Raw genomic sequence first — 13,778 nt, forward strand, 5'->3', positions numbered from 1 at the left:
CTCTCGGGTCCGCTGGTACGGGACCAATCGTAGCGGCTCCCACCGGACCGACCTTTTCAGGAACTGCGCCCGCATTTGCGGCGCGGCATCTTCAGGAACTGCGGGCGTAGAGGTTGAGCTGCTCCCACATCGCGGCATACTTCTGGAATGAGGCCACGGCGGTCTCAGGGTCGTCGTTGCTCAGTGCCGTCACCCAGGAGTCGACGAGCTCGGGAGCCTCATTGGGCCACAGGACATCGCTCATGCCGCCCAGGTCGAGCTCGAGCACCGAATTCATGTCGAAGCCGTCGACCCACTGCGCCAGCGTCGCCGTCTGCTCGACCATGTCGACGACCTTCGACTTCTCCGCGATCGTCTCCGCCGCCCATTCCATCCGCGCCGAGGCGGCCAGGATGTCCGTGCGGATCATCACTCGCAGACCGGAGGCGTTCTCCTCCGTGACGATGCGGTCCTCGCTCAGTGAGAAGAACAGCCACCAGGCCGGAGGCACGTCCCAGGCGGCGACGCGGGTGAACACACGCGTGTCCTTTGCTTCCTGCAGCCATTCGGCGCGACGGCTCGCGGCTCGGCGTCGAGCCGACTTGGGAACGATGATGTCCAGCGTCGCCTTCGAGGTGTGCTCGGCCAACGCGTCGAGCGCCTCCCAGCTTCGCACGTCCTCCTGGACGGGACAGAAGCGGTCGACTCCGTCCGGGGACTGAGACGCGGGGAGGAAAAGGGGGGTTGTCCGGAAGGACTCAGCGACAGGGTTCGGAGGCAGGGAAATCAGGCGCTTGTCGGCGTCACTCGCAACCTGCTCCTCGATCCGCGGCCGGTTGTCCTCGACATCCCTGTCTTGCAGTTCGGAATGGACGACTGTGGGTTCGAAGATCCGCAGAGAGACAAGATACTCGCGACTGTAGGACATGAGCACAGCCTATCCAAGGTGAGACGGCAAAATGGAACTTCCCCCAGTGAACGGGTAGGATTTAAGCGCATAGCAGAGATCTAGTCCGGGGCATCGTGCCCCACATGACGACGGAGGGGGTCACGCCAGTGGGTCGCGGCCGCGCAAAGGCAAAGCAGATCAAGGTAGCTCGGAAGCTGAAGTACTACAGCCCGGAGACCGACCTGAGTCGACTCCAGAAGGAATTGGGCGCCGATTCCCAGAAGTCCGGATCGTCGGATCCATATGACGACGAACCCGATTACTCGGAGTATGCCGAGAAGTACAACGTGGACGACGATGACGATTTCTCGCAGCGCGACTGATCGCCCCTGACCGGCCGGTCACCACGACTCGCCCCTCACGTCGATCATCCCGACCGGGAACTGAACGAAATCCAGAAGGCGGAGACTTCGGTCTCCGCCTTCTGCGTGCTCCGTGACAAACTGTGTGCACTTTCGCTCGGTCGGCGGCAACTTGTGTGCACTTTGCCTCGATCTGAGCGAAGAATTCGAGGCAAAGTCCGCACAACTTGTCGGGGACACACTGCTCAGCGGAGGATCGCGGCGCCGCCGTCGACGCCCTTGGCACCCTGCACATAGTCGGGGCTGCCTGCCAGGGACCCGTCATCGGCACTGACCTCTCCGAGCACCCAGGACCCGGGACAGGCGGCCAGCACGCTGTCAGCAGCCTCGGCGGCAGTGACGAGAACCATCCCCACGCCGAGGTTCCACGTGCGCTCACGGTCGGCCTGCGGGACTCCCCCCAGGTCGCCGAGGACGGTGAACACCGGCGGGATCTCCCAGCTCGAGCGCGACATTCGCGCGATCAGACCTGTCGGGAGCACCCGGGCGACGTTGGCCGACAGTCCCCCACCGGTGACGTGGGAGACCGAGTGCACGGCTCCCGGCAGCTCGGCGAACAGGGCGTTGAGCTCGGCAGTGTAGACATGCGTGGGGACGAGGAGCTCCTCGCCCAAGGTCCGCCCGAACTCGTCCACGTTCCGGTCCAGACTCCATCCCGCCTCGGCGATGATGTGCCTGACCAGTGAGTATCCGTTCGAATGGATGCCCGAAGAGGGCAACGCGATGAGCACATCGCTGGCACGGACCTTCTCGGGCCCGAGAAGGTCATCGGCGTCGACGACGCCGGTGGCGGCACCAGCGACATCGTATTCGTCAGCGCCGAGCAGGCCCGGATGCTCGGCGGTCTCCCCGCCGACGAGGGCGACATCGGCACTCGCGCACGCCTCGGCGATGCCGCGGACGATGTCGGCGATGCGTTCGGCCACGACCTTGCCGCACGCGATGTAGTCGGTCATGAACAGCGGCTTCGCCCCGCACACGATGATGTCGTCGACGACCATCCCGACCAGGTCGTATCCGATGGTGTCGTGCTTGTCGAGGGCTTGGGCGATCGCCACTTTCGTTCCGACCCCGTCGGTGGAGCTGGCCAGCAGGGGCCGACGGAAGTCCTTGAGCACGCTGACGTCGAAGAGACCCGCGAACCCGCCGACTCCGCCGATGACATTGGCGTTGTGGGTGGCGGCGACGGCGGACTTCATCAGTTCGACCGCCCGGTCACCGGCTTCGACGTCGACCCCTGCGGAGGCGTAGGTCGTCGATCGTGGCGCAGCGTCGGTCGAGTGTGGCGCAGCGTCGGAAGCACCCCGGTCGGGGGTCGATTCGGAACTCAACTCAGCATCCTTTGTCGGGAGAAGTGTTGTTGACGGGGATCGGGTACTCACCCGAGAAGCAGGCGGTGCACAGTTTGCTGCGCTGCTGCTCGGTCGCCTCGATCATGCCGTCGAGGGAGATGTAGCCGAGCGAATCGGCGCCCAGTGACTTGCAGATCTCGTCGGTGGTCAGGCCGTTGGCGATGAGCTCGGCCCGGGTCGCGAAGTCGATCCCGTAGAAGCAGGGCCACTTGACCGGTGGAGACGAGATCCGGATATGGATCTCCTTGGCGCCGGCCTCGCGCAGCATCCGCACCAGCGCCCGCTGGGTGTTGCCGCGCACGATCGAGTCGTCGACGACGACGAGGCGCTTGCCGGCGATGTTCTCCCGCAGCGGGTTGAGCTTGAGCCTGATGCCCAGCTGGCGCAGTGTCTGCGAGGGCTGGATGAAGGTGCGGCCGACGTAGGCGTTCTTCATCAGTCCCTGACCGAAGGGGATGCCGGATTCCTCGGCGTAGCCGACGGCGGCCGGAGTTCCCGATTCGGGTGTGGCGATGACGAGGTCCGCGTCGACGGCGAACTCCCGGGCCAGCTGCCGGCCCATTTCGGTCCGCGCCGCGTGGACGGTTTTGCCGTTGAGCACACTGTCGGGGCGGGCCAGGTAGACGTATTCGAAGACGCAGCGGGCGTCGGTGGGCTCGGCGAACTTGTAGGAGCGCAGCCCGTCCTCGTCGATGGCGATGATCTCACCGGGCTCGACCTCCCGGACGTGGGAGGCGCCGACGATGTCGAGGGCCGCGGTCTCGGAGGCGACGACCCAGCCGCTCTCCAGCCGACCCAGCGACAGGGGGCGCACCCCGTGCGGGTCGCGGGCGGCGTAGAGGGTGTGCTCGTCCATGAACACGAGCGAGAAGGCGCCCTGCACCTTGGGCAGGAGCCGGAGCGCTGCGTCGGCGAGGTTCTCACCCTCTTCGCTGGCCAGCAGCTCGGTGATCAGGGAGGTGTCGTTGGAGGAGTCGCGGAAGGGGCGGGTGCGCATCGACTTCTGGGTCGCCGCCTCGACGACCTTGTGCGCATCGGCGCGACGCTGGTCGGCCATCTCCTCGAGCTCGTCGAAGTTCGTCAGGTTCCCGTTGTGGGCGAGCGCGACGGTGCCGAAGGGAGTCGGGCCGAGAGTCGGCTGCGCGTTCTCGAACGACGGCGATCCTGTCGTCGAGTAGCGGGTGTGCCCGACCGCGATGTGCCCCTGGAGCATCTCGAGGTCGCGTTCGTGGAACACCTGGGACACGAGGCCCAGGTCGCGGTAGACGAGGATCTGCTTGCCGTTGCTGGCCGCGATTCCCGCTGATTCCTGCCCGCGGTGCTGGAGGGCGTAGAGCCCGAAGTAGGTGAGTTTGGCGGTTTCCTCGCCCGGCGCCCAGACTCCGAACACTCCGCATGCATCCTGAGGTGATCGGTCCTGGGGGTCGATTTCGTGGGTCAGTCGCCCGTCTCGTCTTGCCACCGAATAATTATCTCACATTCCCATGACCGAGATCACCGGAGGCCGGGCTCAGGAACGCAGATCCTCGTCCGCCGAGGTGGTGCCCGGGTTCGGTGCGTTGGTCCCTTCGAAGTTCCCCTGTCCGTCCGCCGAGGTGGTTCCCGGCGTCGGCGCGCTGTCCCCAGGGCCGTTCCCCTGACCGTCCGCCCTGGCGTCGGTGGGTGCGGAACTGTCGTCCGCCTCGGCGGGGGTCTCGCCCCTCATCTGCGCGAGGCGGCGCCGCGCGATCTCCTTCGGGTCGTCGACCATGTCGATCTGGGCGCCCACCCGGTAGTTGCGCTCTCTGCGCCTGCCGACGCGGTCGAGCAGGAGCGCGACGAATCCGCCGAGGAAGGCACCGATGATTGCGAGGACCATCAGTAGCAGGCCCAGTCCTTTGCCGAGGGTGTAGCCGTCGGGCAGCGCGGCCGGGTCGACCGTCAGCGCGAGGATTCCGGCGACCAGGATTCCCAGGATCGCGCCCAAGCCGATGAACACCGAATACTTGGGGCTGCGACGGACGGTGACGTCGATCTGGTCCTTCATGATCTCCTTGGTGCCTTCGCCCGCCGCGGCGGGCTGTACGGGTCGAGCTGAGCGGGTCGAGCTGAGCGTGAGGGCGGAAGCGGCCGCCGTTTCGGTTCGCGGACAGTCTAGTCGAGACTCTCCGGCCCGGTTCCCAGGGGAACCCGCTCACCCGGTGACCATGACCTGGGCGGAGATCTCCTTGACCTTCGCGTTGGCCCACCGCAGCTGCCGCAGCGTCTGCGGGTGACATTCCTCCGCGACGCCCAGCAGTTCGCGGTCCTTCATGGCCTGTGCGGTCTGCGCGAGGACCTCCCAGTCGAGCGAGGCCCCTGCCGCCATCCGATGGAGATGCCTGAGATCGCCGAGGAGGAGCAGTGCCGGTTCGTGGAAGCGCCCGACCAGCTCGGCGCCCTTCTGGGTCAGCCGTGCCAGCAGCTTCGACTCGTCCTCGGGTTCGGGGTCGAGCGTGAGGTCGTAGTCGGCCCCCACCTCGGCGAGGCGGCGCACGTGCTCCTGGGACCAGCCGGCGATGTCGCGAGCGACGTGGTGGATCTCATGGTCGGCTTTGTGTCTGTCCGAGAGGTGCAGCAGCGCCGCGGCGAGATCGTTCTCGATCCGATGGAGCTCTTCGATCGCCGTCCCCACCTTGTTGCCGTGCAGACTGCGCAGGGTCTGGATGACCGTCATCGTGCACCTTCCGGGTCTCGCAGGTTCTCATCGGTTACAGCGGTGTCGTCCCCGTGGGTGGGCGGGACCGAAGTTCCCACCGGTCGGGACGCGGTCGTCGTCGGCGCAGGCGCCGCCTGCCCCTGCGACGATGCCACCCGCGTGGCGGCGGCCGCAGCGGTCTTGAAGATCGGCTGCTTGGACACCGGGTCCCAGTCGGTGAGGGTGAGCTCGTTCGCGGCTCTGCCGTGCTCTGCTGGTTCGTCCCCGCCGGGGGTGTCCCAGTACCCGTAGTGGAAGGGCAGGAACAGGACACCGTCGCGGATGCCGGCCACCCGCAACCGTGCCCTGACCTCACCGCGCGGGGTGGTGATGCGGAGCAGGTCGCCTTCGCTCCACCCGTGCCTGGCTGCGTCGCCCGCCGAGGCCTCGACCCACACCTCGGGGGCGGCGTCCTGCAGCTGTGGCGCGCGAGCCGTCTTGGTCCGGGTGTGGAAGTGGTAGAGGGTCCGACCGGTGATGAGGTGGAAGGGGAACTCCTCGGAGGTCGTCTCGTGGGGCGGCAGGTACTCTCCGGCCTTGATGATCGCCTTCGCGTCCGGGTTGAGCGCCCTGTACTCGGTGGGTTCGAGCGGGGCGCCGGTGACCATGTCCTTGCCGTAGTTCTCGCAGTAGTCGGGTGCGGACCAGAACGTGCCGTCGACGTAGATGTGCTCGCTGCCGTCGGGGTTGTCCTCGTTGCAGGGCCATTGGATGCCGCTGCCGCCGCGCAGCTTGCCGTAGGTGATTCCCGTGTAGTCGCAGGGCCTGCCGCGGGTGCATTCCTTCCAGCCCTCGAACGCCTCCTCCGGGGTGCTCCACTTGACCAGCGGCTGCCCGTCCTTGTCGCGCAGGTCGAGCCGGTGGGCGTAGTCGATGAGGATGTCGAGGTCCGGCCTGGCACCGCCGGGAGGGTCGACGGCCTTCTCCGAGAGGTGGACGGTGCGGTCGACGTTGGTGAAGGTGCCGGTCTTCTCGCCCCAGGTCGCGGCCGGCAGGACGACGTTGGCCAGCTGCGCGGTCTCGGACAGGAAGATGTCCTGGACGACGAGGAACAGCCGGTCTTGGGACAGGATGCTGCGCATCCGGGCGAGCTCGGGCATCGACACGGCCGGGTTGGTGGCGGTGACGTAGAGGAACCGCAGGGAGCCGTCCTCGATGTAGCGCATCATCTGCATCGCATGCGTCGGCGCCGTGTAGTGCGGGATCTCCATCGGGTCGATGTTCCACACCTTCGCCAGGTCCTCGATGTGGGCGTCATTGGCCCAGTTCCGGAAGGCCGGGAGGTCACCGTCGGCGCCGGCTTCGCGGGTGTTCTGCGCGGTCGGCTGACCGTTCATCTGCAGGACCCCGCAGCCAGGGCGCCCGAGCATGCCGCGCAGGATGTGGATGTTGTTGACCTGGACCGCCGCCGAGGTCGCCTGATGCGATTGGTAGAAGCCCTGGAGGACCGTCGACAGCAGCCGCTGCGAGGTTCCGATCAGTCGGGCGGCCTCCCGCAGGTCGCCGGCGGGGACGTCACAGACCTCGGCGGCGCGGTCGACGCTGACGTCGGCGAGCATCTTCTCCAGCTCGGCGAATCCGACGGCGTGGGCGTTGACGTAGTCGTGGTCGACCCAGTCGTGGTCGAGGATCTCCTTGAGGAGTGCGTTCATCAGCATCACGTTCGTGCCCGGCAGCGGTGCCAGATGGACGGTGGAGTGGTCGGCGACGGGGGTCTGGCGTGGGTCGACCGCGACGATGGCGGGCGGGTTGGGTCCGGCGAGGCGATCGAGGATGCGCGTCCACAGCACGGTCTGGGTCTCGGCCATGTTGTGGCCGTAGAGGCAGATGACGTCGGCGTGGTCGATGTCCGTGTAGGAGCCGGGCTGCCCGTCGGAGGCGAATGACTGTTTGAGCGCGGCGGCCGCGGTCGCGGTGCACAGCCGGGTGTTGCCGTCGACGTGGTTGGTGCCGATGCCGCCGTGGGCGATGAGCCCGAGCGTGTAGTACTCCTCGAGGAACAGCTGACCGGAGGTGTAGAAGCCGACGGCGGAGGCACCGCGTTCGGCCAGCAGCTCCTTCGTCCGGCCGGCGACGGCGTCCATCGCGGTGTCCCAGTCGGTTTCGACGAGCTTGCCGTCGCGGCGGATCAGCGGCTTCGTCAACCGGTCCGGTGAGGAATTGGCCTGCCACCCGTAGAGGTCCTTGGGTCCGAGGCGTCCGTGGTTGACGCGGTCCTCGCCGCGCCCGCGGACACCGACGATGCGCCCGTCCTTGACGGCGATGTCCATCGCGTCACCGTTGGAATGGAGGATCGACGCCGACTGCACCCACTCGTCGACGTCGGACTCGTCCAGGCCGGGCGCCAGGTGCGTATCCACTCGCACCGGCCACGACTCGCCGGGACCGTACGGAGTGCGAGTGCCCCACGGCTCTGCAATGCGATCCACCCGTGCCATCTGCCAACACCCTCCCTCGGCCGCCGCGATGATCGGCATGTCACGTCGGGTTGCACCGCACCGCGGAAGCGAAGTGATCTCTTCTCTCCTGCCTGCCCTCCATCCTGCACCCGAAGAAATCGCGATGCAATGGTGTTATCAGCGGCGGTGAAGTCACTTAAGCTGGAGATCAGCAGCGTGGCCGGTAGTTCATCTGACAGAGGGTGGAACATGTCTCACACGATAATCGTCGGAATCGATGGCTCCTCCAACAGCAACGGCGCGGTCCAGTGGGCGGTGAAGCATGCGCAGATGAGTTCCGCCGAGATCCGCCTCATCGCCGCGTACACGATTCCCGGGGTCGCCATGTCGAAATCCGACATCGTCTATCCGATCGACTTCGACTCCGCGGTCAAGGACTCCACCAAGCAGCTCGCCGAGGCGACCGCCCAGGTCGTCCGTGATGCCGGGGTCCACGTGACGACGGTGGTCACCCCGGGTGACGCCTCGGGGGTCATGGTCGAGCACTCCAAGTCCGCCGATCTCGCCGTCATCGGTGCCCGCGGCCGGGGAGGCTTCCACGGGCGTCTGCTCGGTTCGGTGGCGCTGGCCATGCCCGCCCACGCTCAGTGTCCGACGGTCATCATCCCCTGCACCTGGCCCGAGCGCCCCGAATTGGAGCACACCGCCCCGATCGATCTGCCCGTGCGCTCGAGCGGAGCCCGGCAGTTCACCGATGATGATCGGCGCTCACGGCCCGATTTCTCCGGCGAGATCGTCGCCGGCGCCGACCCGTTCGAGGCAGGATCCCCGGTTCTGCGCGAAGCCGCGATCCAGGCGCGGCTCTACGGCCGGCCGCTCCATCTTGTCGGGATCACGTCGACCCACATCCTGTCCCCGGAGTGGATGCCGAGCGAGACCCACCTGCAGAAGATGTACGACGAGGCGGCCGCCCGCCGGGAGATGGAGGTCGCGACCCTGGCCGACGAGTTCCCCGAGGTGGAGATCCGGTGGTCGATCTTCGACGCTCCCGCCGCCGAGGTGCTCGTCAACGCCAGCTACACCGCCGATCTCCTGATCATCGGCTCGCGCGGCCGGGGCGGATTCGTCGCGACCCTCCTCGGGTCGACGTCACAGGCGGTGATGGCCCACGCAGTGTGCCCCGTCCGGGTCGTCAAGGTCCCGCGCCGGAAGAACGCCCACCACCGCACCTCGGAGTGAGACCGGGCGGATGATGGGAGTCCCGGCGGACGGAGTGAGTCCGCACCTCGGAGTGAGTCCGCGCCTCGAAGTGAGACCGGGCGGACGATGGGAGTCACCTACAGCCGGATGACGACGGTCTTCGTCTGCGTGTACTCGTCAAGGGCTTCGATCGACTTCTCCCGACCGTACCCGGACTTCTTGAACCCGCCGAACGGCAGCTCCACTCCCCCACCGGCGCCATAGGTGTTGACGAAGATCTGCCCGGCGTCCACCTCGGCGGCGATCCGGTGTGCGCGGGACAGGTTCTGCGTCCACAGAGCGGAGACAAGTCCGTACTCGGTGCCGTTGGCCAGGGCGATCGCCTCGGCGTCGTCGTCGAAGCGCATCGCGGCGACGACAGGGCCGAACACCTCCTCCTGCGCGATCATGGAGCCGGGCGAGACGTTGTCGACCAGGGTCGGGGCGATGAACGCACCACCCGCCAGGTCCGCGGCCAGCCCTTCGGGACGGCTGCCGCCGGTGATGATCTCGGCGCCGCCGATGTCGGACAGGAACCCCTCGACCCGGGACTGCTGCTTCCGGGAGACGAGGGGGCCGAGCATCGGGTCGTCGAGGCCGTGGCCGATCGTCACCTGACCCATCGCCGCCGCGAGCTTCTCGATCACCTCGGCGTGGACGTTCTGGTGGACGATGAGCCGGGAACCGGCCGAGCAGGTCTGCCCGGCGTTCTGGATGATCGAACGGAGCAGGGACGGGATCGCCGCGTCGATGTCCGCGTCGGCGAAGACGATGTTCGCCGACTTCCCGCCGAGTTCGAGGACGGTGGGCACCACCCGGTCCGCGGCGGCGTGGGCGATCGCCGAACCGATCTGCGTCGAACCGACGAAGCCGAGATGCGCCACCTCCGGGTGGGCGCTCAGGGCGGCTCCCGCCTCGGCGCCGAGCCCGGTGATGACGTTGAATGCGCCGGCGGGGAAGCCGACGGAGTGGATGAGCTCGGCGAGCCGAACCGTCGAACGCGGGGTCTCGTCGGCGGGTTTGGCGACGGCGCAGTTTCCGGTGGCCAGCGAGGTCGCGGCGGCGCGGCCGATGAGCTGGAGCGGATAGTTCCAGGCCACGATGTGCCCGGTCACGCCGTACGGCTCGCGGCGGGTGTAGACGTGCATGTCGTCGGTCAGCGGGATCGTGTGGCCGTAGTAGGACTCGATGGTGTGGCCGTAGAACTCGAAGTAGCGGGCGCACACGTCGACGTCGGCGTAGGCCTGCGTCAGCGGTTTGCCGGTGTCCTCGGACTCGAGCCTGGCGAGTTCGTCGCGGTGCTCGCGCACCACTTCAGCGGTGGCGACGAGGAGGCGCGAGCGCTGCTCCGGGCTCGAGCGCTTCCACTCACGCTGTGCCTTCGCTGCGGCCCTGACCGCGCGATCGACCTCGTCGGCGCCGCCGCGGGAGACGTCGCCGAGGTGGTCGCCGGTGGCCGGGTCGATGTTGGCGTACGTCGTCAGCGAGGGCACGTGCCGCCCGCCGATGAACGACGTGGTCTGCGTGATCTGAGCGCTCATCGCCTGCCTTCCAGTTCGGCTGTCGTGTACAGGGGAACGTAGTCACTGAGGTCGGCGCGGGTGCCGGAGGCGTCGATCGTGCCGGCGGCGAGCGCTGAGGCGAAGTCGGTCCGTCCGGTGACCAGGCTCAGCCACACCTCCGCCGAGGTTTCGACGACGTTCGGGGGTGTGCCCCGGGTGTGGCGGGGGCCGGGGATGCATTGGGTGACGCCGAAGGGCGGGACGCGGACTTCGACGCTGTTGCCCTCCGCCCGGGAGGCGAGCTCCTCCAGGGTGAAGCGGACCGCGGTCGCGATCGTCGACCGGTCGGCCGGGGCGCTGTTCGCATCGGTGTGGGCCACCCACATCTCGAGGGCGCTGCGGCCCTCGGCCGGGTCAATTCTGCGGCGAATCGCCATCTGACATCCTCTCGATTCTCAGCTCAGATCCTCACCCAGCGAGACTTCTCCGACAATCGCCGTCCGCCCCTCGGAATCGGTGCCTCCGGTGACGGGGTCGGTGATGGCGGAGATGACGTCGGCCAGGAGTTCAGGGGTGACGACGGGGTCGTTCGCCGCGGTGACGTCGTCGAACGCTCCCGCACGGTCGAGCAGGGTGAGCGCGACGAGGCCGGTCGCCCGTGAGGACCCGTCGAGGCATTTGACCGCCACCGAGTACCCGGACTTCGTCGCCATGACGATGACCCCTTCGGCCCCGCCCTTGGCGAAGACGCCGAGGCGCTCGATGACCGTCGTGTTCGGCCTGCCCTTGCCCTCGATGCCCCACGGGTGGGTGAAGACGCCGTCGATGAGCGTGCGCGCCTCGGCGGCGTAGGCGGTGTAGTCGACGGCGCGCTCGGAACCCGGAACCGAAGGGTTGGCCTCGGCCGGCGGACCTACAGGATCGACAGCGCTGCTGTCACGGCCATCGCCCGGACAATCCGTGCCGAGGCGCACGACTCGTCCCACCGCCCGCGCGAGACCGGCGAGACTGAGCGCGAACACGGGCGCCCCGCAGCCGTCGACACCGACAGCTGCCGGTGACTCACCCGCGAAGGATTCGACCACCTCGGCGACGCGGCGCTGCACGGGATGCTCGGGGTCGAGGTAGCTCGCGGTGTCGGCACCCAGGGCGACGGCGGCCATGAGGAACGCGGAATGCTTGCCCGAGCAGTTGAAGAACAGGGGCGACTTCTCGTCCGGAACCTGGCGGCGGAACGCCCCGTCTGCGGGGTGCGCCGGCGGGCAGCGGAGGTCGCTCACGCAGAGCCCGGCGGAGTCGAGCATCCCTGAGACCACCTCGGCGTGGCGGCCTTCGCATTTATGGGAGGCAGTGGCCAGTGCCGCCGAGGCTCCTGTGACGCGGGCGCCCAGGCTCATCGCGGCGATCGCCTGAAGCGGCTTGAGGCTCGAGCGGGTGAACACGGGGACGGCGGGGGCACCCAGGCTGATCAGCGGTGATCCGGCAGGGTCGAGGACCACGGCGGAGCCGACGTGACGGGATTCGACGAAACCGCTGCGCACGACGACTGCCAGCTCGGCCGCATCGGCGGGGGTGAAAGTGGATCGACTCACGCACTCCAGCCTACGACCTTATAGGCTGGTGGTGTGAAGGTTCTTGTCATCGGTTCGGGCTCCCGCGAACACGCCCTCGTCCTCGCTCTCAGTCGTGACCCCCAGGTCGATGCGGTGATCGCCGCGCCCGGCAATCCGGGCATCGCGCAGATCGCCCACACGGAGGCTGTGGACGCGACGGATCCGGCCGCGGTCACTGCCCTGGCGGAGGTCCTCGACGTCGACCTCGTCGTCATCGGACCGGAGGCCCCGCTCGTCGCCGGTGTCGCCGACGCTCTGCGCGAAGCCTCGTTCCCGGTCTTCGGCCCCAGCTCCGAGGCCGCTCACCTCGAGGGTTCGAAGGCGTTCGCGAAGGAGGTGATGGAGGCCGCCGGCGTGCCCACGGCACGGGCGGTCGTCGCCCACACCCCCGCCGAGGCGGAAGCCGCCCTGGCCGAGTTCGGTGCCCCGTACGTCGTCAAGGCCGATGGTCTGGCCGCCGGCAAGGGCGTCGTCGTCACCTCCGACCGCGACGAGGCGCTGGCCCACGCCACCTCCTGCCTCGAGGTCTCCGATCGGGTCGTCATCGAGGACTACCTCGACGGCCCCGAGGTCTCCCTCTTCGTCCTCTGCGACGGGCAGCGCACGATTCCGCTGGCCCCGGCGCAGGACTTCAAGCGCATCGGCAACGGCGACACCGGACCCAACACCGGCGGCATGGGCGCCTACTCGCCACTGCCATGGGCACCCGCCGGTCTCGTCGACGACATCGTCAACACCGTCGCCCAACCTGTCGTCGACGAGATGACCCGCCGCGGCACCCCGTTCGTCGGTCTCCTCTACTGCGGACTGGCCCTGACGTCGAAGGGTCTGCGCGTCGTCGAGTTCAACGTCCGGTTCGGCGATCCGGAGACCCAGTCCGTGCTCGCCCGTCTGCGCTCCCCGCTGGGGCAGACGCTGCTCGCAGCAGCCGAGGGCCGTCTCGACGAGGTTGGCGAACTCGAGTGGGACCCTCGCTCGTCGGTCACCGTGGTCCTGGCCGCCGAGAACTACCCCGACTCTCCGAGCACCGGCGACATCATCCATGGTCTCGACACTGCCGACGAGGCCGAGGACATCAGCATCCTCCACGCCGGAACCGCCTGGGCCAAGGGTCCGAGCGCCGGGCATGCACCCGAGGACGCCGTCATCACCGGCGACATCGCCGAGGCGGGTGACGTCGTCACCGCCGGAGGCCGAGTGCTCTCGGTCGTCTCACTCGGCGCCGACCTCGACGAAGCCCGTGAGAAGGCCTATGCGGCCGCCGCGAAGATCCGCTGGGACGGTGAACAGCACCGCACCGACATCGCCGAGGCGGCCGCGCGCGGTGAGATCACCCTGCCCGACATCTACGCCGCCCCGGAAGCAGCGGCTGCCGCACCTCGGACTGGCACTGCCACCTCGGCGCCGGAGGTTCCAGGCTGGAAGCACGTGTACTCGGGCAAGGTCCGCGACCTCTACATCCCCGAGTCCGCAGTTGACGCTGCCTCGGCGCCGGAGCTGCTGATGGTCGCCTCCGACCGGATCTCCGCCTACGACTGGATCCTCGACTCCGAGATCCCGGACAAGGGCAAGGTGCTCACCGGCCTGAGCCTGTGGTGGTTCGACCAGCTCGCCGACACGATCGGGAACCACGTCATCAGCTCCGATGTGCCCGAGGTCGTGAAGGG

At 68.0% G+C, this 13,778-nt stretch carries 12 protein-coding genes; 3 read left to right on the plus strand and 9 right to left on the minus strand.

Annotated features, from left to right (window positions below; genetic code table 11):
- Positions 1-91: 91 nt before the first annotated feature.
- Positions 92-907, minus strand: coding sequence for a hypothetical protein (locus tag RIT73_RS09945; RefSeq protein WP_309131912.1), 816 nt, complete (start codon positions 905-907; stop codon positions 92-94).
- Between the two features lie 128 nt (positions 908-1,035).
- Between RIT73_RS09945 and RIT73_RS09950 the strand changes: the two genes are divergently transcribed.
- Positions 1,036-1,251 carry a DUF3073 domain-containing protein gene (locus tag RIT73_RS09950; RefSeq protein WP_309131931.1) on the plus strand — a complete coding sequence of 72 codons (216 nt, stop codon included), beginning with the start codon at positions 1,036-1,038 and terminating at the stop codon, positions 1,249-1,251.
- 224 nt (positions 1,252-1,475) lie between these two features.
- Here the strand turns inward: RIT73_RS09950 and purM are convergent, their stop codons facing one another.
- The 5 genes from purM to RIT73_RS09975 all read right to left on the minus strand — a co-directional run bounded on the left by purM (position 1,476) and on the right by RIT73_RS09975 (position 7,796).
- Positions 1,476-2,621 carry a phosphoribosylformylglycinamidine cyclo-ligase gene (gene purM, locus RIT73_RS09955; RefSeq protein WP_309131913.1) on the minus strand — a complete coding sequence of 382 codons (1,146 nt, stop codon included), beginning with the start codon at positions 2,619-2,621 and terminating at the stop codon, positions 1,476-1,478.
- Between the two features lies 1 nt (position 2,622).
- A complete protein-coding gene (gene purF / locus RIT73_RS09960) occupies positions 2,623-4,104 on the minus strand; it encodes an amidophosphoribosyltransferase (protein ID WP_309131914.1) in 1,482 nt (493 codons plus the stop codon).
- A 48-nt stretch (positions 4,105-4,152) separates the two neighbouring features.
- Positions 4,153-4,668 (minus strand): hypothetical protein, encoded by a 516-nt coding sequence (locus RIT73_RS09965; protein WP_309131915.1) that lies wholly within the window; start codon positions 4,666-4,668, stop codon positions 4,153-4,155.
- Positions 4,669-4,815: 147 nt separating this feature from the next.
- Complete coding sequence (locus RIT73_RS09970; protein WP_309131916.1) at positions 4,816-5,337, minus strand: hypothetical protein; 522 nt, start codon at positions 5,335-5,337, stop codon at positions 4,816-4,818.
- The gene (locus RIT73_RS09975; RefSeq protein WP_309131917.1) at positions 5,334-7,796 is read right to left on the minus strand and encodes a molybdopterin-dependent oxidoreductase; all 2,463 of its coding nucleotides are present in this window, start codon (positions 7,794-7,796) and stop codon (positions 5,334-5,336) included. Before RIT73_RS09975 ends, RIT73_RS09970 begins: the two co-directional genes overlap by 4 nt.
- Before the next feature lie 210 nt (positions 7,797-8,006).
- On the opposite strand from RIT73_RS09975, the gene RIT73_RS09980 reads away from it, so the two are divergent.
- Entirely contained in the window at positions 8,007-8,996 is a 990-nt protein-coding gene (locus tag RIT73_RS09980) for a universal stress protein (RefSeq protein ID WP_309131918.1), read from the plus strand.
- 98 nt (positions 8,997-9,094) lie between these two features.
- Here RIT73_RS09980 and RIT73_RS09985 read toward each other — a convergent pair whose 3' ends face one another.
- The 3 genes from RIT73_RS09985 to RIT73_RS09995 are packed head-to-tail and all read right to left on the minus strand — an operon-like array spanning position 9,095 to position 12,090.
- A complete protein-coding gene (locus tag RIT73_RS09985) occupies positions 9,095-10,537 on the minus strand; it encodes an aldehyde dehydrogenase family protein (protein ID WP_309131919.1) in 1,443 nt (480 codons plus the stop codon).
- Positions 10,534-10,935, minus strand: coding sequence for a sterol carrier family protein (locus RIT73_RS09990; protein ID WP_309131920.1), 402 nt, complete (start codon positions 10,933-10,935; stop codon positions 10,534-10,536). The genes RIT73_RS09985 and RIT73_RS09990 overlap by 4 nt, the downstream gene beginning before the upstream one ends.
- Before the next feature lie 18 nt (positions 10,936-10,953).
- Positions 10,954-12,090: an asparaginase gene (locus tag RIT73_RS09995; RefSeq protein ID WP_309131921.1), complete on the minus strand. Its 1,137-nt coding sequence runs from the start codon at positions 12,088-12,090 to the stop codon at positions 10,954-10,956.
- A gap of 33 nt (positions 12,091-12,123) precedes the next feature.
- Here RIT73_RS09995 and purD point away from each other — a divergent pair.
- Positions 12,124-13,778, plus strand: a 1,655-nt coding sequence (purD, locus tag RIT73_RS10000; protein WP_309131922.1) for a phosphoribosylamine--glycine ligase, incomplete at its 3' end; no start/stop codon positions are given.

The sequence above is a fragment of the Brevibacterium sp. genome, from assembly GCF_031179145.1.
Taxonomy (GTDB): Bacteria; Actinomycetota; Actinomycetes; order Actinomycetales; family Brevibacteriaceae; genus Brevibacterium.